General features: G+C 52.7%; 19 protein-coding genes. 13 read left to right on the top strand and 6 right to left on the bottom strand.

Annotated features, from left to right (window positions below):
* Nucleotides 1-5 precede the first annotated feature (5 nt).
* The 3 genes from kdpB to kdpF are packed head-to-tail and all read right to left on the bottom strand — an operon-like array spanning nucleotide 6 to nucleotide 3,839.
* On the bottom strand, nucleotides 6-2,054 hold the full coding sequence (gene kdpB, locus ACJHYW_RS08240) for a potassium-transporting ATPase subunit KdpB (RefSeq protein WP_000087993.1): 2,049 nt from the start codon (nucleotides 2,052-2,054) through the stop codon (nucleotides 6-8).
* 22 nt (nucleotides 2,055-2,076) lie between these two features.
* Nucleotides 2,077-3,750 carry a potassium-transporting ATPase subunit KdpA gene (kdpA, locus tag ACJHYW_RS08235; RefSeq protein WP_000741122.1) on the bottom strand — a complete coding sequence of 558 codons (1,674 nt, stop codon included), beginning with the start codon at nucleotides 3,748-3,750 and terminating at the stop codon, nucleotides 2,077-2,079.
* Complete coding sequence (kdpF, locus tag ACJHYW_RS08230) at nucleotides 3,750-3,839, bottom strand: K(+)-transporting ATPase subunit F (protein ID WP_001365534.1); 90 nt, start codon at nucleotides 3,837-3,839, stop codon at nucleotides 3,750-3,752. The genes kdpA and kdpF overlap by 1 nt, the downstream gene beginning before the upstream one ends.
* Nucleotides 3,840-4,151: 312 nt before the next feature.
* On the opposite strand from kdpF, the gene ACJHYW_RS08225 reads away from it, so the two are divergent.
* From ACJHYW_RS08225 to phrB, 3 genes are all read left to right on the top strand, one after another.
* Entirely contained in the window at nucleotides 4,152-4,358 is a 207-nt protein-coding gene (locus ACJHYW_RS08225; RefSeq protein WP_000424924.1) for a YbfA family protein, read from the top strand.
* A gap of 100 nt (nucleotides 4,359-4,458) precedes the next feature.
* Nucleotides 4,459-4,968, top strand: coding sequence for a YbgA family protein (locus ACJHYW_RS08220; protein WP_061092806.1), 510 nt, complete (start codon nucleotides 4,459-4,461; stop codon nucleotides 4,966-4,968).
* On the top strand, nucleotides 4,965-6,383 hold the full coding sequence (gene phrB, locus ACJHYW_RS08215; protein ID WP_000207165.1) for a deoxyribodipyrimidine photo-lyase: 1,419 nt from the start codon (nucleotides 4,965-4,967) through the stop codon (nucleotides 6,381-6,383). Before ACJHYW_RS08220 ends, phrB begins: the two co-directional genes overlap by 4 nt.
* A gap of 42 nt (nucleotides 6,384-6,425) precedes the next feature.
* Here the strand turns inward: phrB and dtpD are convergent, their stop codons facing one another.
* Nucleotides 6,426-7,907: a dipeptide permease DtpD gene (dtpD, locus tag ACJHYW_RS08210; RefSeq protein ID WP_001032685.1), complete on the bottom strand. Its 1,482-nt coding sequence runs from the start codon at nucleotides 7,905-7,907 to the stop codon at nucleotides 6,426-6,428.
* A gap of 270 nt (nucleotides 7,908-8,177) precedes the next feature.
* Here dtpD and ybgI point away from each other — a divergent pair, with 270 nt between their 5' ends.
* The 5 genes from ybgI to nei are packed head-to-tail and all read left to right on the top strand — an operon-like array spanning nucleotide 8,178 to nucleotide 12,077.
* Nucleotides 8,178-8,921 carry a radiation resistance protein YbgI gene (ybgI, locus tag ACJHYW_RS08205; RefSeq protein ID WP_000798865.1) on the top strand — a complete coding sequence of 248 codons (744 nt, stop codon included), beginning with the start codon at nucleotides 8,178-8,180 and terminating at the stop codon, nucleotides 8,919-8,921.
* Between the two features lie 22 nt (nucleotides 8,922-8,943).
* Nucleotides 8,944-9,600, top strand: a complete 657-nt coding sequence (pxpB, locus tag ACJHYW_RS08200; RefSeq protein WP_001188344.1) for a 5-oxoprolinase subunit PxpB — start codon at nucleotides 8,944-8,946, stop codon at nucleotides 9,598-9,600.
* A complete protein-coding gene (gene pxpC / locus ACJHYW_RS08195) occupies nucleotides 9,594-10,526 on the top strand; it encodes a 5-oxoprolinase subunit PxpC (RefSeq protein ID WP_000912719.1) in 933 nt (310 codons plus the stop codon). The genes pxpB and pxpC overlap by 7 nt, the downstream gene beginning before the upstream one ends.
* On the top strand, nucleotides 10,516-11,250 hold the full coding sequence (gene pxpA / locus ACJHYW_RS08190; protein ID WP_000687176.1) for a 5-oxoprolinase subunit PxpA: 735 nt from the start codon (nucleotides 10,516-10,518) through the stop codon (nucleotides 11,248-11,250). The genes pxpC and pxpA overlap by 11 nt, the downstream gene beginning before the upstream one ends.
* A gap of 35 nt (nucleotides 11,251-11,285) precedes the next feature.
* Nucleotides 11,286-12,077 carry an endonuclease VIII gene (gene nei / locus ACJHYW_RS08185; protein WP_001114000.1) on the top strand — a complete coding sequence of 264 codons (792 nt, stop codon included), beginning with the start codon at nucleotides 11,286-11,288 and terminating at the stop codon, nucleotides 12,075-12,077.
* Here nei and ACJHYW_RS08180 read toward each other — a convergent pair.
* Both ACJHYW_RS08180 and ACJHYW_RS08175 read right to left on the bottom strand, forming a co-directional pair.
* Nucleotides 12,074-13,120, bottom strand: a complete 1,047-nt coding sequence (locus ACJHYW_RS08180; protein WP_061092807.1) for an AbrB family transcriptional regulator — start codon at nucleotides 13,118-13,120, stop codon at nucleotides 12,074-12,076. The genes nei and ACJHYW_RS08180 overlap by 4 nt on opposite strands.
* Before the next feature lie 179 nt (nucleotides 13,121-13,299).
* Nucleotides 13,300-14,013: a FadR/GntR family transcriptional regulator gene (locus tag ACJHYW_RS08175; protein ID WP_000004201.1), complete on the bottom strand. Its 714-nt coding sequence runs from the start codon at nucleotides 14,011-14,013 to the stop codon at nucleotides 13,300-13,302.
* A gap of 263 nt (nucleotides 14,014-14,276) precedes the next feature.
* On the opposite strand from ACJHYW_RS08175, the gene ACJHYW_RS08170 reads away from it, so the two are divergent.
* From ACJHYW_RS08170 to ACJHYW_RS08150, 5 genes are read left to right on the top strand one after another with little or no spacing between them, the layout of a single operon-like run.
* Nucleotides 14,277-14,963 carry an RraA family protein gene (locus ACJHYW_RS08170; RefSeq protein ID WP_000265973.1) on the top strand — a complete coding sequence of 229 codons (687 nt, stop codon included), beginning with the start codon at nucleotides 14,277-14,279 and terminating at the stop codon, nucleotides 14,961-14,963.
* Between the two features lie 12 nt (nucleotides 14,964-14,975).
* The gene (locus ACJHYW_RS08165; RefSeq protein ID WP_000646083.1) at nucleotides 14,976-15,989 is read left to right on the top strand and encodes a zinc-binding alcohol dehydrogenase family protein; all 1,014 of its coding nucleotides are present in this window, start codon (nucleotides 14,976-14,978) and stop codon (nucleotides 15,987-15,989) included.
* An 11-nt stretch (nucleotides 15,990-16,000) separates the two neighbouring features.
* Nucleotides 16,001-16,756 carry an SDR family NAD(P)-dependent oxidoreductase gene (locus tag ACJHYW_RS08160; protein ID WP_000991075.1) on the top strand — a complete coding sequence of 252 codons (756 nt, stop codon included), beginning with the start codon at nucleotides 16,001-16,003 and terminating at the stop codon, nucleotides 16,754-16,756.
* Nucleotides 16,757-16,770: 14 nt separating this feature from the next.
* The gene (locus tag ACJHYW_RS08155) at nucleotides 16,771-17,082 is read left to right on the top strand and encodes a UxaA family hydrolase (RefSeq protein WP_001361279.1); all 312 of its coding nucleotides are present in this window, start codon (nucleotides 16,771-16,773) and stop codon (nucleotides 17,080-17,082) included.
* Entirely contained in the window at nucleotides 17,082-18,278 is a 1,197-nt protein-coding gene (locus ACJHYW_RS08150; protein ID WP_000399430.1) for a UxaA family hydrolase, read from the top strand. Before ACJHYW_RS08155 ends, ACJHYW_RS08150 begins: the two co-directional genes overlap by 1 nt.
* Nucleotides 18,279-18,293 lie beyond the last annotated feature (15 nt).

Genomic DNA, 18,293 nt, shown 5'->3' with positions numbered 1-18,293 from the left:
AAACCTCACACCAGACCGCAAACGGTCAGCAGTAAATCAATGACTTTGATACCAATAAACGGCACCAGCAGCCCACCCAGACCGTAAATCCATAAGTTACGGCGCAACATGGCAGAAGCGGTAAGCGGTTTATAACTCACGCCTTTTAACGCCAGGGGAATCAAAAAGACGATAATCAAGGCGTTGAAAATGACCGCACTGAGAATGGCGGAGTCGGGCGAATGCAGGCGCATGATGTTCAGCGCATTTAACTGCGGATATGTTGCCGCGAATGCCGCCGGAATAATGGCGAAGTATTTCGCCACATCGTTGGCAATGCTGAAGGTGGTCAGCGAGCCACGGGTCATCAGCATCTGTTTGCCAATATGCACCACCTCGATCAACTTGGTCGGGTTAGAGTCGAGATCCACCATATTGCCCGCTTCTTTCGCCGCCTGAGTACCAGAGTTCATCGCCACCGCGACATCTGCCTGCGCCAGCGCCGGAGCATCGTTGGTGCCATCGCCGGTCATCGCCACCAAACGGCCTTCCCCCTGATACTGACGAATCAATGCCAGCTTGGCCTCCGGTGTCGCTTCGGCGAGGAAATCATCAACTCCCGCTTCCGCAGCAATGGCGGCGGCAGTCAGACGGTTATCGCCGGTAATCATCACTGTTTTAATGCCCATTTGGCGCAGTTGCGCGAAACGCTCTTTAATGCCGCCTTTGACGATATCTTTCAGCGCAATAACACCCAGCACGCGTGAACCTTCCACCACCACCAGCGGCGTGGCCCCCTGACGCGCAACCTGATCGACTTTTTGATCAACATCGGCAGGGAAGTGACCACCGTTAGCCTCAACATGGCGGCGAATGGCATCGACAGAACCTTTACGGATCATGCGGTTGTCGATGTTGATCCCGCTCATCCGGCTTTGCGCAGTAAACGGTACAAAGGTGGCATGGCGCGACTGCACATCGCGCTCGCGCAGGTTAAAACGCTGCTTGGCGAGGATCACAATACTGCGGCCTTCCGGCGTTTCATCAGCCAGCGAAGCCAGTTGTGCGGCGTCAGCCAGCGTTTTTTCATCCACGCCCTGCGCAGGGATAAACTCCGACGCCTGACGGTTACCAAGTGTGATGGTGCCGGTTTTATCCAGTAGCAGAACGTCAACGTCACCTGCCGCTTCAACTGCACGTCCGCTGGTGGCAATCACATTCGCGCCCAGCATCCGACTCATCCCGGCGACGCCAATCGCTGACAACAGGCCGCCAATAGTGGTTGGGATCAGACAGACCAGCAGTGCCACCAGTACCGTTACGCTGACTGCATTACCGCCCCACGCGGAAAACGGCCACAGCGTGGCGGTTGCCAGTAAAAAGACGATAGTCAGGGCAATCAGGAGAATGGTCAGGGCAATCTCGTTTGGCGTTTTGCGTCGCTGTGCGCCTTCCACCATTGCGATCATCCGATCCAGAAATGTCTCACCGGGGTTAACGCTGCACTCAATCACCAGCCAGTCAGAAAGAATACGCGTGCCGCCAGTGACGGAGGCAAAATCGCCGCCGGATTCACGGATCACCGGTGCCGATTCTCCGGTGATGGCGCTTTCATCGACCGATGCGCCCCCTTCAATGACTTCACCATCGCAGGGGATAATATCGCCAGCTTCTACCAGTACGATATCGCCTTTACGCAGTTGATCGGCGGGAACTTTGTCCGCCGCAGCGCCATATTTCGGCTCACGCAGCTTGCGGGCAAAGGCAGTTTTTTTCACCCCTTTCAGACTGTTGGCCTGCGCTTTACTGCGGCCTTCTGCCAGCGCCTCGGCGAAATTAGCGAACAGTACGGTGACCCACAGCCAGCCGCTAATGGCCGCGCTAAACAGCACATTGCCAGGCATCGCCCCGCTTGCCATCGCGATGCTAATACAGGTGGTCAGCAGACTGCCGATCCAGACGATAAACATCACCGGATTGCGCCATTGCGCCTGCGGGTTTAATTTTTTCACCGCTTCTTTCAGCGCCTGAACGACAAGTGTTGGTTCGAATAGCGCCAGTTGTTTACGACTCATATTCAGTGCTCACTCAATATCATCAGGAGAGATATTCCGCCACCGGACCAAGCGCCAGGGCAGGGATAAAGGTCAGTGCGCCAACCAGCAACACGGTGCCGATTAACAGGCCAACAAACAGCGGGCCGTGCGTTGGCAGCGTGCCGGAGCTGGCGGGTTGGCTCTTTTTACTCACCAACGAACCGGCAATTGCCATCACCGGGATAATTACCCCGAAGCGACCGACAAACATGCACAACGCCAGCAAACAGTTCCAGAATGGAGAGTTGGCGCTTAATCCGGCAAAGGCGCTGCCGTTGTTGTTAGCGGCGGACGACACGGCGTACAGCACTTCGCTAAAACCATGCGGGCCAGGGTTGAGCATGGCGCTACGTCCGGCGTCGGTCATCATTGCCAGCGCCGCGCCCATCAGCACCAGCGTCGGGGTGACCAGAATCGCCAGTGCAGTCAGTTTCATCTCACGTACGTCGATTTTTTTACCCAGATATTCCGGTGTACGACCAATCATCAGCCCAGCAATAAACACCGCCAGCAGAACAAACAGCATCATGCCGTAAAGGCCGGAACCGACGCCGCCGAATACCACTTCACCAATTTGCATCAACCACATCGGCACCATGCCACCAAGAGCGGTAAACGAATCATGCATCGCAATCACCGCGCCGCAGGAAGCCGCCGTAGTCACGACCGCAAACAGGCTACTGACCAGCACGCCGAAACGGCTCTCTTTACCTTCCATATTGATGCTGCTGTCCGCGCCGAGCGCCAGCAGATGAGGATTACCCTGAACTTCTGCCCACATCACTACGCCTACGCAGATGACAAAAATCACTGACATCGCCCACAGCAACATGCGCCCCTGGCGACGATCGCCCGCCACTTCACCAAAGGCAAAGCACAGCGCTGTTGGGATCAAGAAAATCGCCAGCATTTGCACGAAGTTGGTCAGTGCGGTTGGGTTTTCAAACGGATGCGACGAGTTGGCATTAAAGAAGCCACCGCCGTTAGTACCGAGCATCTTGATCGCTTCCTGAGAAGCTACAGGCCCCATGGGTAACAGCTGTTGCGCTCCTTCAACGGTATTCACCGCCTGATAGGGCAGAAAGTTTTGCAGCGCACCTTGTTGAATAAAAAACAATGCGATCAACAATGCCACAGGGACTAGCACCCATAACGTGATGCGTAGCAGATCGACCCAGGCATTCCCGAGCGTGCTCATGCTCTGGCGGGTAAACGCACGGATGAGGGCAAAAATCACCGCAATCCCGCTGGCGGCAGAAAGAAAGTTTTGCACCGTTAAGCCCGCCATCTGGCTGAAATAGCTCAACGTGGTTTCACCGCTATAAGATTGCCAGTTGGTATTCGTGACAAAGCTGACGGCGGTATTGAGCGCCAGATCCCACGACAGCCCCGGCAACTGCTGTGGATTAAGCGGCAGATAGTGCTGACCGAGCAACATAAAAAAAAGCACCGCCAGCCCCAGCATATTCAGGCCAAGAATGGCTGAGAGATACTGCTTCCAGTTCATCTCGCGGTCAGAGACGCCAAGCGCGCTAAAGAGTACGCGTTCAACGCCCGCTGTACCGGGAAGAGGTATGTCATTAATCAGCCGCGCCAGCCCGCTGCCTAAAGGACGTGCCAGCACCATTAACACCAGTAAAAACGTGGCAATCAGTAAGAACCCTTGCGCAGCCATCAGAACGCCTCCGCATTGATCAGGGCATAAACCAGATAACCCAGTAATAAAAACACCAGCAACACGCCGGCTATCACGCCTGCACTCACAGTGCACCTCCAGTGGCCTAAAAGTGATATCGGAAGGGTAGAATTCTGGCTGCAAAGATTTCGCAAAAATCTGCGGGCGTGGTGTAAAAAAAGTATAAAAATGGCAAAAGCCATGATTTAACTAATGTTTAGTATTAATTTAACTTTTGTGTAACTTAATTACACAGTGAATGTAAATAAACCATCAATAAACAAAAATAAGTGGTCGGATGAGTAGTAAAATTACACAAAAGGCGGTACTATTTTCATCAGATAAACAAATTCATTTTTCCGGTGCCATTCACCGGGTAGATACAAAAGGGGGAGAAAAGTATGGAACTCTACAGAGAATATCCTGCATGGCTTATCTTTTTACGCCGTACTTATGCGGTTGCAGCGGGCGTTCTGGCGCTGCCTTTCATGCTTTTCTGGAAAGACCGCGCCCGCTTTTACAGCTACCTGCACCGCGTCTGGTCGAAAACCAGCGATAAACCGGTGTGGATGGATCAGGCCGAAAAGGCAACCGGTGATTTTTACTGATTGCCAAACATGACGTTTAAAGAAAACCGCCGGTGGAAACGCTGGCGGTTTTCTTTTTTCGGCGTCTACACTTACTCCTGTAAACCGTTCAGGAGCAGTAATGAATCAACAACTTTTTGATGACAGCACCCTTATCCGCATTTTTGCTTTGCATGAGTTACACAATCTCAAAGATCGAGGACTAACGCGCGGGGCACTCAACGATTATCACAGCCGCTATAAACTCGTCTTTCTGGCCCATTCCCAGCCCGAGTACCGCAAACTTGGCCCGTTCGTGGCTGATATTCACCAGTGGCAAAATCTGGATGACTATTACAACCAGTACCGCCAACGCGTAGTTGTTTTGCTTTCTCACCCCGCCAACCGACGTGACCACACCAATGTTTTGATGCACGTTCAGGGTTATTTTCGCCCTCATATTGATTCCACAGAACGCCAGCAGCTGGCGGCGCTTATCGACAGTTATCGCGGTGGCGAGCAACCGCTTCTTGCGCCGCTGATGCGTATCAAACACTATATGGCGCTTTATCCTGACGCCTGGCTTTCAGGGCAGCGTTATTTCGAACTTTGGCCGCGTGTGATTAACTTGCGCCATTCAGGAGTTTTATGACTACCCATCTGGTCTGGTTTCGCCAGGATTTACGTCAGCATGATAATCTCGCGCTGGCTGCCGCCTGCCGCAATTCGTCTGCGCGCGTGCTGGCGTTGTATATCGCTACACCACGCCAGTGGGCGGCGCATAACATGTCGCCGCGTCAGGCTGAACTTATCAATGCTCAACTGAATGGGCTACAAATTGCGCTGGCGGAAAAAGGCATTCCTTTACTGTTTCATGAAGTGGATGACTTTGCCGCCAGCGTCGAAATAGTTAAACAGGTGTGCGCGGAAAATCGTGTTACCCATCTGTTTTATAACTATCAGTATGAGGTGAATGAGCGGGCGCGGGATGTGCAGGTTGAGAGAACGCTGCGTAACGTGGTGTGTGAAGGATTTGACGACAGCGTGATCCTGCCGCCGGGGGCGGTGATGACTGGCAATCATGAGATGTACAAAGTCTTTACGCCTTTTCAAAATGCCTGGCTGAAACGGCTGCGGGAAGGGATGCCGGAGTGCGTCGCTGCACCAAAAGTTCGTAGTAGCGGATCGATAAAGCCCGCGCCATCCATTACGCTGAATTATCCTCGTCAGCCTTTCGATACTGCGCATTTCCCGGTGGAAGAGAAAGCGGCGATTGCGCAATTACGCCAGTTTTGCCAGAACGGTGCCGGAGAGTATGAGCAACAGCGAGATTTCCCTGCGGTAGAAGGCACCAGCCGTTTGTCCGCCAGCCTGGCAACGGGCGGGTTATCGCCTCGCCAGTGTTTGCATCGCCTGTTGGCGGAACAGCCGCAGGCGCTGGACGGTGGGGCCGGTAGTATCTGGCTTAATGAGCTGATCTGGCGCGAGTTTTACCGTCATCTGATAACGTATTACCCCTCGCTGTGTAAACATCGTCCGTTTATTGTCTGGACCGACCGCGTGCAGTGGCAGAGCAATTCCGCGCATTTAAAGGCCTGGCAGGAAGGCAAAACGGGATACCCGATTGTTGATGCTGCCATGCGTCAGCTTAACAGCACTGGCTGGATGCATAACCGGCTACGGATGATTACAGCCAGTTTTTTGGTGAAAGATTTATTGATCGACTGGCGCGAAGGTGAGCGATATTTCATGTCGCAGCTGATTGATGGTGATTTGGCAGCCAATAACGGTGGCTGGCAGTGGGCCGCTTCAACCGGAACCGATGCAGCGCCGTATTTTCGTATTTTCAACCCGACAACTCAGGGTGAGAAATTTGACCGCGAAGGCGAATTTATCCGCCAGTGGCTCCCGGAGCTGCGCGATGTGCCAGGGAAAGTGGTGCATGAGCCGTGGAAGTGGGCGCAGAAAGCAGGTGTGACGCTGGATTATCCGCAACCGATAGTTGATCACAAAGAGGCAAGGCTGCGAACGCTGGCAGCGTACGAAGAAGCGAGGAAAGGAGCCTGATAAAACGCAGCGAGCGTCTTATCAGGCATCGGTGCTGGCCTGTTAAGATTCCAGCGCCAGCGCGCGGTTTCTGAATTTCAGCGCCTGATACAGCCAAATCATCAACACCACTCCTACACACGCCAGTGCGCCCCAGGTAATTTGATCAAACACTTCAATATATGCATTGATGGAATAGTTGATCGCCCCGGAAGCATCAAACGAAGCCTGCGATGTCTGATCGGCAATAACGCCAGCCAGATAGTTCGCAATCGCGCCGGAAAGCAGCATATAAATGCCAGTTAATACGCCAGTCACGCCAGGGATTTCAATGCGCGTAATCTGCGACATAGCAACCGGGTCGATAAACAGTTCCGCAAAGCCCATCACCGCCAGGCCTAACACCATCAGTGGCAGAGAAGAATGACCATACATTGCGGACCAGCGGGCGCTTAAGGTCAGAATGCAGAATCCGGCGCTCATCAGGCCGAGACCAAGAGCAAATTTTCCCCAGATGCGCACGGTACGATTACCTGCGACGCTCTCTTTAACCACCCACGCCAGGAACACACCGCACAGCATAACTGCGAAGGCATTAATCGACTGGAACATAGCAGTCGGAACGGTATAACCAAACATATCGCGGTTAACGAAGCGGTCGATATAAAGGCTAATCGAGCTACCCCCCTGTTGTGCGAATGCCCAGAACAACATGCTGAAGAAGGTGAGGGTAACAATCAGCCCCAGCTCCTTACGCTGTTTCTGGTTTTCTGCTTTGCGATAAATTTTTGCCAATACACCCAGGCCAATAATAGTCGCGACAATCAAGGCGTATACCGACCACTCTTTCCAGAACAGTACGGTGATCAGCGCAGGTGTTGCCACCAGCAGAACCAGCAGCCATCCCCAGTTGGGCAGGAGAAAGTTTGTCGCACGCAGTACTTTTTTGTTAACGCCGCGGGTATGAGAGAAATGACGATTGCCACATAAGAAAATGACCAGACCCGCGATCATGCCAACCGCCGCCAGGCCAAAGCCCATCGCCCAACTGTACTCTTCCTGGGCGTAGCCACAGGCGATAGGTGCGATAATAGACCCCACGTTACCCGCCGCATACATCAGCGAGAAACCGCCATCACGACGCGGATCGGTTGGCTCATATAGCTCGCCGAGCAGGCAACTGACGTTGGATTTAAACAGACCATAGCCACAAACGATAATCGCCAGGGACAGATAGAGGAATGACGGATGGATCTCACTGGCACCCAGCACCACATGACCGATCGCCATCAACAACGCCCCCAGCATCACCGCCATGCGATTGCCGAGAACTTTATCCGCCAAAAAGCCACCGAGGATTGGCGTGACATACACCAGCGAACAGTAGGCGCTAAATAACTCGTAGGCGTGAGTATCGTTGTATTTTAGTTGATTGGTGAGATAGAGAATCAGCAGGGCACGCATGCCGTAAAAGCTAAAATATTCCCAGATTTGCAGCGCAACGACATAGTAAATAGCGCGCGGCTGTGATGCGTGTTTATTCATAATAATTCCACAATTGACTGCAACGTCACGTAATAGTTGCGCGGCGTGCTTGTGTTTCCTTAAAGTTAAAACTTTGATACAGATCTGATTATTTATGCAATATGCTGTCTGATTGCATAAATATACATTAGCTGAAGCGTGATGATATAAACAATTTGCGTCTTTTGGCGTCGGGTTTGTTTCTTAATATGTCAAAAGATTGGCTATCGACGAACAGGCGAGGTAACGCTATGTTAACGGTGTAGCTATCAGAATACGGAAGGCGCGAAGATGAAAAACACCGAACTGGAACAACTGATTAACGAAAAACTGAACAGCGCGGCGATTAGTGATTACGCGCCGAATGGTTTGCAGGTGGAAGGCAAAGAGACGGTGCAAAAAATTGTTACCGGTGTCACCGCCAGCCAGGCTTTGCTCGATGAAGCGGTGCGTCTGGGCGCGGATGCGGTCATTGTGCATCATGGCTACTTCTGGAAAGGTGAATCCCCGGTCATTCGCGGCATGAAGCGTAACCGTTTAAAAACGTTGCTGGCAAATGATATCAACCTGTATGGCTGGCATTTGCCGCTTGACGCACATCCTGAGCTGGGCAATAACGCACAGCTGGCGGCGTTACTGGGGATCACGGTCATGGGCGATATTGAGCCGTTGGTGCCGTGGGGCGAACTGACCATGCCTGTGCCGGGACTGGAACTGGCCTCCTGGATTGAAGCGCGTCTGGGACGTAAGCCGTTATGGTGTGGCGATACCGGACCTGAGGTGGTCCAGCGCGTCGCCTGGTGCACGGGGGGCGGGCAAAGTTTTATCGATAGCGCCGCGCGTTTTGGCGTGGATGCTTTTATTACTGGCGAAGTTTCTGAACAGACCATTCATTCAGCCCGCGAGCAGGGATTGCATTTTTATGCTGCGGGTCACCATGCCACTGAACGCGGTGGTATTCGCGCGTTGAGCGAGTGGCTGAATGAAAATACCGATCTTGATGTGACCTTTATTGATATTCCTAATCCTGCATAACGAATAATCAGAGGGATCGAAAGTGCAACGAGCGCGTTGTTATCTGATAGGTGAAACGGCGGTAGTGCTGGAGCTGGAACCGCCGGTGACGCTGGCTAGCCAGAAACGGATCTGGCGACTGGCGCAGCGTCTGGTGGATATGCCAAATGTGGTTGAAGCGATACCGGGGATGAACAATATCACGGTGATTTTACGTAATCCTGAGTCGCTGGCGCTGGATGCCATAGAGCGTTTGCAACGCTGGTGGGAGGAGAGTGAGGCGCTGGAGCCGGAGTCTCGCTTTATTGAAATTCCGGTGGTTTACGGTGGTGCAGGCGGACCGGATTTGGCGGTGGTCGCGGCGCATTGCGGGTTGAGCGAAAAACAGGTTGTTGAATTGCACTCCTCCGTGGAATACGTGGTCTGGTTTTTAGGTTTTCAACCGGGCTTCCCGTATCTCGGGAGTTTGCCGGAACAACTACACACGCCACGGCGCGCTGAACCGCGCTTGCTCGTTCCGGCAGGTTCTGTCGGGATCGGCGGGCCGCAGACTGGTGTTTATCCGCTGGCAACGCCGGGTGGCTGGCAGTTGATTGGTCATACCTCACTCAGCCTGTTTGATCCGGCGCGTGGCGAACCCATCTTATTACGTCCGGGAGACAGCGTGCGCTTTGTACCGCAAAAGGAGGGAGTATGCTGAAGATTATTCGTGCGGGCATGTATACCACTGTGCAGGATGGCGGTCGTCACGGTTTTCGCCAGTCGGGTATCAGCCACTGCGGCGCACTGGATATGCCCGCGTTACGCATTGCTAACCTACTGGTGGGTAATGACGCCAATGCCCCCGCGCTGGAGATCACGCTCGGTCAGTTAACGGTTGAGTTCGAAACTGATGGGTGGTTTGCTCTGACGGGGGCCGGTTGCGAAGCGCGGCTGGATGATAACGCCGTCTGGACCGGCTGGCGATTGCCGATGAAAGCAGGCCAGCGTTTAACGCTTAAACGCCCGCAGCACGGGATGCGCAGTTATCTGGCGGTCGCGGGTGGTATTGACGTTCCGCCGGTAATGGGGTCATGCAGCACCGATCTCAAAGTGGGGATTGGCGGGCTGGAAGGCCGTTTACTGAAGGATGGTGACCGACTCCCGATTGGCAAATCGAAGCGTGATTTTATGGAAGCGCAGGGCGTTAAACAGCTGCTGTGGGGCAACCGCATTCGCGCCTTGCCGGGGCCGGAATATCATGAGTTCGATCGCGCCTCGCAGGATGCATTCTGGCGTTCGCCCTGGCAGCTTAGCCCGCAAAGTAACCGAATGGGCTATCGCTTACAGGGGCAAATTTTAAAACGTACCACCGATCGCGAACTGTTATCTCACGGTTTGTTACCGGGCGTGGTGCAGGTGCCGCATAACGGGCAGCCCATTGTGTTGATGAACGACGCACAGACCACCGGTGGTTATCCGCGTATTGCCTGTATCATCGAGGCTGATATGTACCATCTGGCGCAAATTCCGCTCGGTCAGCCGATTCATTTTGTCCAGTGTTCACTGGAAGAGGCACTTAAAGCACGGCAAGATCAGCAACGTTATTTCGAACAATTAGCGTGGCGGCTGCACAATGAAAATTGACCTGAACGCTGATCTGGGCGAAGGCTATGCCAGCGACGCAGAGCTATTAACGCTGGTTTCCTCTGCCAATATTGCCTGTGGATTTCATGCAGGCGATGCGCAAACCATGCAGGCTTGCGTGCGTGAAGCAATAAAAAATGGTGTCGCGATTGGCGCTCACCCGAGTTTTCCCGACAGGGAAAATTTTGGTCGCAGCGCCATGCAGCTGCCGCCAGAAACCGCTTTCGCCCAGACGCTGTATCAAATTGGCGCGCTGGCAGCGATTGCCCGTGCGCAAGGCGGTGTAATGCGTCATGTCAAACCGCACGGCATGTTATACAACCAGGCGGCGAAAGAGGCACAACTGGCAGACGCCATCGCCAGAGCGGTATACGCTTGCGATCCGGCATTGATTCTCGTCGGGCTGGCGGGAAGCGAGCTGATTCGTGCAGGCAAGCAATATGGCCTGACAACGCGCGAGGAAGTGTTTGCCGATCGCGGTTATCAGGCAGACGGTTCGCTGGTGCCGCGAAGCCAGCCAGGCGCGTTGATTGAAAACGAAGAACAGGCGCTGGCGCAAACGCTGGAGATGGTGCAACACGGCAGAGTCAAAAGTATCACCGGCGAATGGGCAACGGTCACGGCGCAAACGGTCTGCCTGCATGGCGATGGCGAGCACGCACTGGCGTTCGCCCGCCGACTACGCTCTACATTTGCCGAAAAGGGGATTGTTGTCGCAGCATAACCCCGCTTAATAAAGAATGAAAAAAGGATATCACCATGCCTGAAGGCCCGGAGATCCGCCGTGCAGCGGATAACCTGGAGGCGGCGATCAAAGGCAAACCACTAACTGATGTCTGGTTTGCCTTCCCGCAGTTAAAATCTTATCAATCACAACTTATCGGTCAACACGTTACCCATGTGGAAACGCGTGGTAAGGCGTTGTTAACTCATTTTTCCAACGAATTAACGCTCTACAGCCATAATCAGCTTTACGGCGTCTGGCGCGTGGTTGATACCGGCGAAGAGCCGCAGACCACGCGAGTATTGCGGGTAAAACTGCAAACGGTTGACAAAACCATTCTGCTTTATAGCGCCTCGGATATTGAGATGTTGACCCCGGAACAACTGACCACGCATCCGTTTTTACAACGCGTTGGTCCCGATGTGCTGGATCCGAATCTGACGCCAGAGGTGGTAAAGGAACGATTATTGTCACCGCGCTTTCGTAACCGTCAGTTTGCTGGATTACTACTCGATCAGGCGTTTCTGGCAGGACTTGGCAATTATTTGCGGGTGGAGATCCTCTGGCAGGTTGGGTTGACCGGAAATCATAAAGCGAAAGATCTCAATGCGGCGCAACTGGACGCACTCGCACACGCGTTACTGGATATTCCGCGACTTTCTTACGCTACGCGGGGGCAGGTGGATGAAAACAAATATCATGGGGCGCTGTTTCGCTTTAAGGTTTTTCATCGTGATGGCGAACCGTGCGAACGCTGTGGCGGCATCATTGAGAAAACCACGCTGTCATCTCGCCCGTTTTACTGGTGCCCTGGCTGTCAGCACTAGGCCGTACGTTTCGGCGCATAGGTTGAAATAAACCGCGCAATGGCAGGTCCCGTCAGCAAAATACTGAACAGGCGCAGGGTTTGCATCGCCATAATGAGCGCCATATCGGCATTGCTCCCTGCGGCGATGACCGCCACGGTATCAAGCCCGCCGGGACTGGTGGCGAGGTAGGCAGTCATAAAATCAATATGCATAAACCGGGTCAGTCCCCACGCCATACCCGCACAAATAGCCAGCAGAGCAAAAATCGACAGCAGGATTTGTGGCAGTGGGCGCAATGCCCGCAGTAATATTTGCTTATCGAAACCAAGACCAATCCGCCAGCCAATTGCCATATATGCCATCGCCAGCAGCCATTCCGGGAGTTCAATCGTGATGAGCTGACCAGACTGGAGCACTGCGCCCGCCAGCATCGGGATGAGCATCGTGCCGGAAGGAAGACGTAGCAAGCATCCCGCCGTACCGGCAACGACCGCGAGCAAAATCGTAAGCAGGAGATTAATGCTCACTGGCGGGAACCAGACGATCTGCTGGTTAACCGCTTCAGCGTTATCGCCCAGCATCATGCGGGTGACCAGAACAGCGGCCCCCGCGACGAACAGCACTCGCAGATATTGCATAAACGCCACCAGGCGAATATCTGCGCCGTAATCTTGCGCCATAGCGACCATTGCCGCCGCGCCGCCAGGAGAAGAACCCCAGGCACCGGTATTTCCAGGCAGTGAGCTATAGCGCACCAATAACCAATCCACGATGGCGCTGGAAAGCAGCGTCACCAGTAAAATGGCTAACACTATCGGCCAGTTCACCGCTAGCGTGGTCAGGATCGAACCGGTCAGGTTTTGCGCAATCATGCAGCCAAGAATGGCCTGCGCGGCGAGAAAAGCGGAGCGGGGGAGTTGCAGGGTAACCCCGCGCATACTGAAGATGATCCCGGCGAGCATCGGGCCAAGCAGGAGTGCCGCCGGGAGATGTAAAGCGAGGAAGCCAATAGAAAGGAGAAGTGACAGAACACATAACATTCCCCACTGCAAAACTGGCATCCGTCACTCCCTGTTTAACTTACCTTTGGTGTATCGATACAGCATAAAGAATGCGCCTCAACGAAAAAATAGCGGTAATCAAGAAAAAGACAGATTTTGGCTAAAGGGCGTATTAAGTACCGTTGTCTCCCTCTCATTTGTAAAAGAGGGAAGAGTAAACGATTGAACTGAAATAAGTCTTATGGCGAGGAATTATTGATCAGTGCACTGACCGGGCTGTCGAAGTGTGATTTCATGGCTTGAGTCGCCGTTTCGACATCTCTGGCACACACAGCGTCGCAGATTTTCTGGTGTAGTGTGATGATGTGATTGCCATACTCTTTCTGATCGCTTTGGGCGTTTAATCCCTCCTGGATGGATTGCCGCAATTGCTGATGTAATGCCTGCAATAACATCATAAAAAGCGGATTTTTTGAGGCAACGGCGAGTAACTGATGGAAGCGGATGTCATGGGTGATAAAGCTTTCGACATCATCGAACTGTTCGCGGATTTTTGCCATTTCAGCCCGTAGGTTAGCAAAATCTTCTTCTCCGCCATTACGGGCAGCAGCTTCCACAACGCCCAACTCTAGCCAGCGACGTACTTGAAGAATTTGCTCTGTTGTTACTTGTTCGGTCGCCAGGGCAAATCCAAACACCACGCGCAGCACTTCATCATCAAATTTTTTGATCCGTGGCACTTTACCGCTGTGCGTTTCCAGAATCCCCAGGGCGGCAAGTGAACGATAGGCCTCACGCACAATACCCCGACTGACGCCCAATTTCTGAATCAACTGAATTTCACTGGGAACTGGCATCCCCGGTGTCAATTTTTGTTCGGCGATCAGATTAAGAATATGATTTTTGACCTGTGACGATAACGTTACGCTGGTCAATAACGCACTCTCACTCATTTTTACTCCTGTTGTACTTTTTCCTGGTCGGTAAAATCCAGAATACCGGGACTGTATCCTTCATATTTTCCTCCAGAACCCTTGATTATCAATAGACTACTGCGCCTGTGCGCCCGCCATGCAGTGCGAATCAAAGACATATTGTGTGAAAGAGTGGCGAAGAAATAGTAAATACACAACTTTTTCGTGACGCCCTTCGCAGTATTGTGCGCTTTTTCTCCTTACCCTGTAAACCTGTTAAACAGGCTTACAGGGTGAAAATAATGTGGAAGAGTGATAACGAACTTTTTGCTTTGATGAAAACCCGGCTATTTACCGCCGTGGTTGGCGATATTCTCGACACGCTGGGCTATATGCACCAGTTTGTTTCTCCGGCAATCAAGCCGCTGGATGTGAATACGGTGGTGGCAGGCCGGGCAATGCCGGTGCTGGAGTCGGACGTTTACGAAACCAAATCGACGTCGGGTAAGACGGCGATTGGCGAAAAACCGTTTGGCATCATGTTTGAAGCGCTGGATGCCCTCAAAGAGAACGATGTTTACATCACTACGGGCAGCTCTCTGCGCTATGCCTTGTGGGGCGGGTTGATGTCTACCCGTGCCATGCATCTGAAAGCAGCAGGTGCGGTACTCGATGGTTACGCCCGTGACTCTGCTGAAATTCTTGAATTGAAATTTCCCACCTTTTGTCATGGCACTTACGCACAAGATCAAGGTCCGCGCGGCAAGGTCATCGACTTCGGCGTACCTATTGAATTTCACGGCGTGCGGGTGAATCCGGGCGATATCGTGTTTGGTGATCGTGATGGATTACTGATTATTCCCCAGGTTGTTGAGAAAGAAGTTATTACCCAGGCCCTGGAAAAAGTGGCAACTGAAAGTGAAGTGCGCAAAGCCATCAGTGATGGCATGAGCACGGTACAGGCCTTTGAAACCTTCGGCGTAATGTAAGGAGAGCAATGAATGAAGGCATTAACCATTGAGCAGGGAAGTCAGGCGCGATTTGTTGATATCCCCGAACCTGTCTGCGGTAAAGGAGAAGTGCTAATCAATGTTGAGCGTGTCGGACTGTGTGGTTCTGACCTCAATACATGGCGGGGACTGAATCCGCTGGTTAATTATCCCTGTATTCCGGGGCATGAAATTGGCGGCACGGTGCTGGCAACTGGCGATATGGCAGGGGCGATCAAGCCAGGTGACCGGGTGGTCGTTCTGCCTTGCACTGAGTGTGGCGTGTGCAGCTCCTGTCTGAGCGGTCGTCCTAACGCCTGTAAAAACAACCAAACTCTTGGTGTGCAACGTCAGGGGGGGATGGCGCAACAACTGACGATGCCTGCACATAAAGTCATTGTCTGTAATGCCTTAAGTGTTGATGAGTTAGCGCTGGTAGAACCGCTGGCCGTGGGACTACATGCGGCCAGACGTGCGCAAATTAATGTGGGTGAATGGGTCGCAGTTATCGGTTGTGGGGTAATTGGCCTTGGCGCTATCGCCGCGGCATCCGCCATGGGGGCGCGCGTAATTGCTATCGATATTGATGATCGCAAGCAGAACATTGCCCTGGAATGCGGTGCGCAACGTTTTCTTAATTCGCAGCAATGTGACGTGGCGGCAGAACTGGTGCTGTTAAATGACGGTCGCGGCCCGGAAGTGGTGATTGAAGCGGTGGGTAATCAACAAACCATTGAACAGGCTACAGGGTTGGTGGCGTTTAGCGGTCGTGTGGTTTATGTCGGTTACGCCAAACAGCCAGTGAGTTATCAGAGTGCGCAGTTCCTGATGAAAGAACTGGATATCCGTGGTTCGCGCAATGCCACCGTGGCGGATTTTCGTGCCGTGCTGGCATTGATGGAGTCCGGGCGTTATCCGGTCAGCAATCTGGTGAGTGCTCACTACCCGCTGGAACAGGCTGATCATGCTTTTAGCGACTGGGCAAGTGATCCCGGCGCGTATACCAAAATCCTCATTGACCTTTAAGGAGCGACACCATGAATGCTTTTTCTTTACATAACAAAACCGCGTTGATCACCGGTGCAGCCAGTGGGCTGGGGCTGGCAATGGCGAAATGCATGATAGTCAGCGGGGCGAAGGTCATTATTGCTGACCTGAACGGCGAGCTGGCGCAAGCGACCGCCGGAACATTGGGGTCGCAGGCCAGTTGGATACAAATGGATGTCGGGGATACCGCAGCCGCGCAGGAAAAAGTTGATGCGCTTATTAGCGAACACGGGGCTATCGATATCCTGGTCAATAACGCAGGCAATCACTGCAAAAAACCGATTGAAGAGATGAGCGTCAGTGATTTTGAGTCAGTACTCGACGTTCACGTAGTCGGCGCATTTGCGTTAACCAAAGCGCTGGTGCCGCATATGAAACAACGCGGTCAAGGCTGTGTGCTTTTTACTGCATCGATGACCTCATTTCTTGGGCAGCCTCTGGTTACTGGCTACAGCGCAGCGAAGTCAGCCTATCTCGGCATGATTCGCGGTATGACCACGGAGCTTGCCGTTCATGGGATTCGCGTCAACGGTATTGCGCCAGGCTGGATCGATACACCAATGTTGCGTAAGGCCATTGAAGGTGATGACGAACGCCGTAACAAAATCCTGGGGCGGACACCGATGAAAAAATTCGGCAAGCCGGAAGATATCGGTTGGGCTGCGGTTTATCTGGCTTCAGACGCAGCGGCATTTGTCAGTGGTCAGGTGCTGGTGGTGGATGGCGGCGCATTGATCGGCTTCTGATGTACGGAGGAATTATGCGCAAACGTGCGTTAAAGCTACATGCCAAAGATAACTGTGTAGTCGCGCTGAATGACATCGCCAGTGGCGATATTGTCTGGTGGGATGAGGGGGAAATGGTGGCCTGTAGTTCCGTTACCCTGGGTCACAAACTGGCCTGCGAAGCGCTGAACAATGGTGATTCGATTCTGAAATACGGCGCCATTATCGGACACGCCACTCGCGATATTGCCATGGGTGAACATGTGCATTCCCATAATCTTGCCAGCAATGCCATCGCCATTTTTCATCATGATGATGCCGGCTATCAGCCAGAGGAAAAAGCATAATGGAAGGTTATGTACGGCAAAATGGTCGACCGGGTATTCGTAATACTGTGCAGGTAATCTTTATGGTGGAGTGTGCCAGCCATGTCGCTAAAAAGATTGCCGAAGGATTTCCTTGTCACGACGTGCAGTATTTTGGTTTTTCAGGTTGTTATCCCAGCGATTATGGCTATCGTCTGGTAAAAAATCTGGCGATTCATAGCAACGTAGGTGGTGTACTGATTATTTCGCTGGGGTGCGAGAATTTTGATCGCCGTCGGCTGGAGCAAGAAGTACGAGAAAGTGGGCGACCGTGCCATACGCTGGTCATTCAGGAAAATAAAGGCACGACCAACACCATTACTCTGGGTAAGCAGTTGGTCGCTGAAATGCTGGAACAGCTTGCGGATACACCGCGTTGTATCCTGAACTGGAGCGACCTGGTGGTTGGTACTATCTGCGGTGGCTCCGATGGCACCAGTGGTATCACGGGTAACCCGGCAGTAGGACGTGCCTTTGACCAACTGCTGGAGAAAGGGGCTACCTGTATTTTTGAAGAAAGCGGTGAGTTGCTTGGTTGTGAGCAGCATATGATGTCGCGCGCGGCTAGTTCGCAGGCACGTGATGCCATCGAAGTGGCAATGGCAAAAGCCGAACGTTATTACAGTTTGATGGGGCTGGGGAGTTTTTCTAATGGTAATGCTGAAGGCGGCTTAACCACTCAGGAAGAAAAATCCCTTGGGGCTTATACCAAGTCGGGCGATGCGCTGATTGCTGGCGTTATTTTGCCGACGCAACAAACGCCCTTTCCTGGGCTTTGGTTGATGGACGTGGTGCCTGATGGTGAACCTCGTTTTGGGTATCCGAATATTAACGATTCCTCAGAAGCACTGGAACTTATCGCCTCTGGCTGTCATATGGTGTTATTTACCACAGGTCGCGGTTCAGTTATTGGTTCAGTGATCGCTCCTATTATTAAAGTGTGTAATAACCCGCAGACGTGGGAGCATTTATCTGACGATATGGACGTTAATGCCGGTCGTGTAATTAGCGAAGGCGCAACGCTCGACGATATTGCAGACGATATTATGCAGGTGATTGAACATGTCGCCAACGGTCAATATTGTGCCGCAGAACGACTGGAACATCAGGAGTTTGTTTTAACGTATAAAGCATTTGATTACAGCAAAAGTGCAGTCTGTCGGGCAGATCCCCGTTAATCGATAAAGCTCTTA

The sequence above is a fragment of the Escherichia sp. WS3063 genome, assembly GCF_046486595.1.
Taxonomy (GTDB): Bacteria; Pseudomonadota; Gammaproteobacteria; order Enterobacterales; family Enterobacteriaceae; genus Escherichia; species Escherichia coli.
This window is presented reverse-complemented; position numbering and strand designations above follow the sequence as displayed.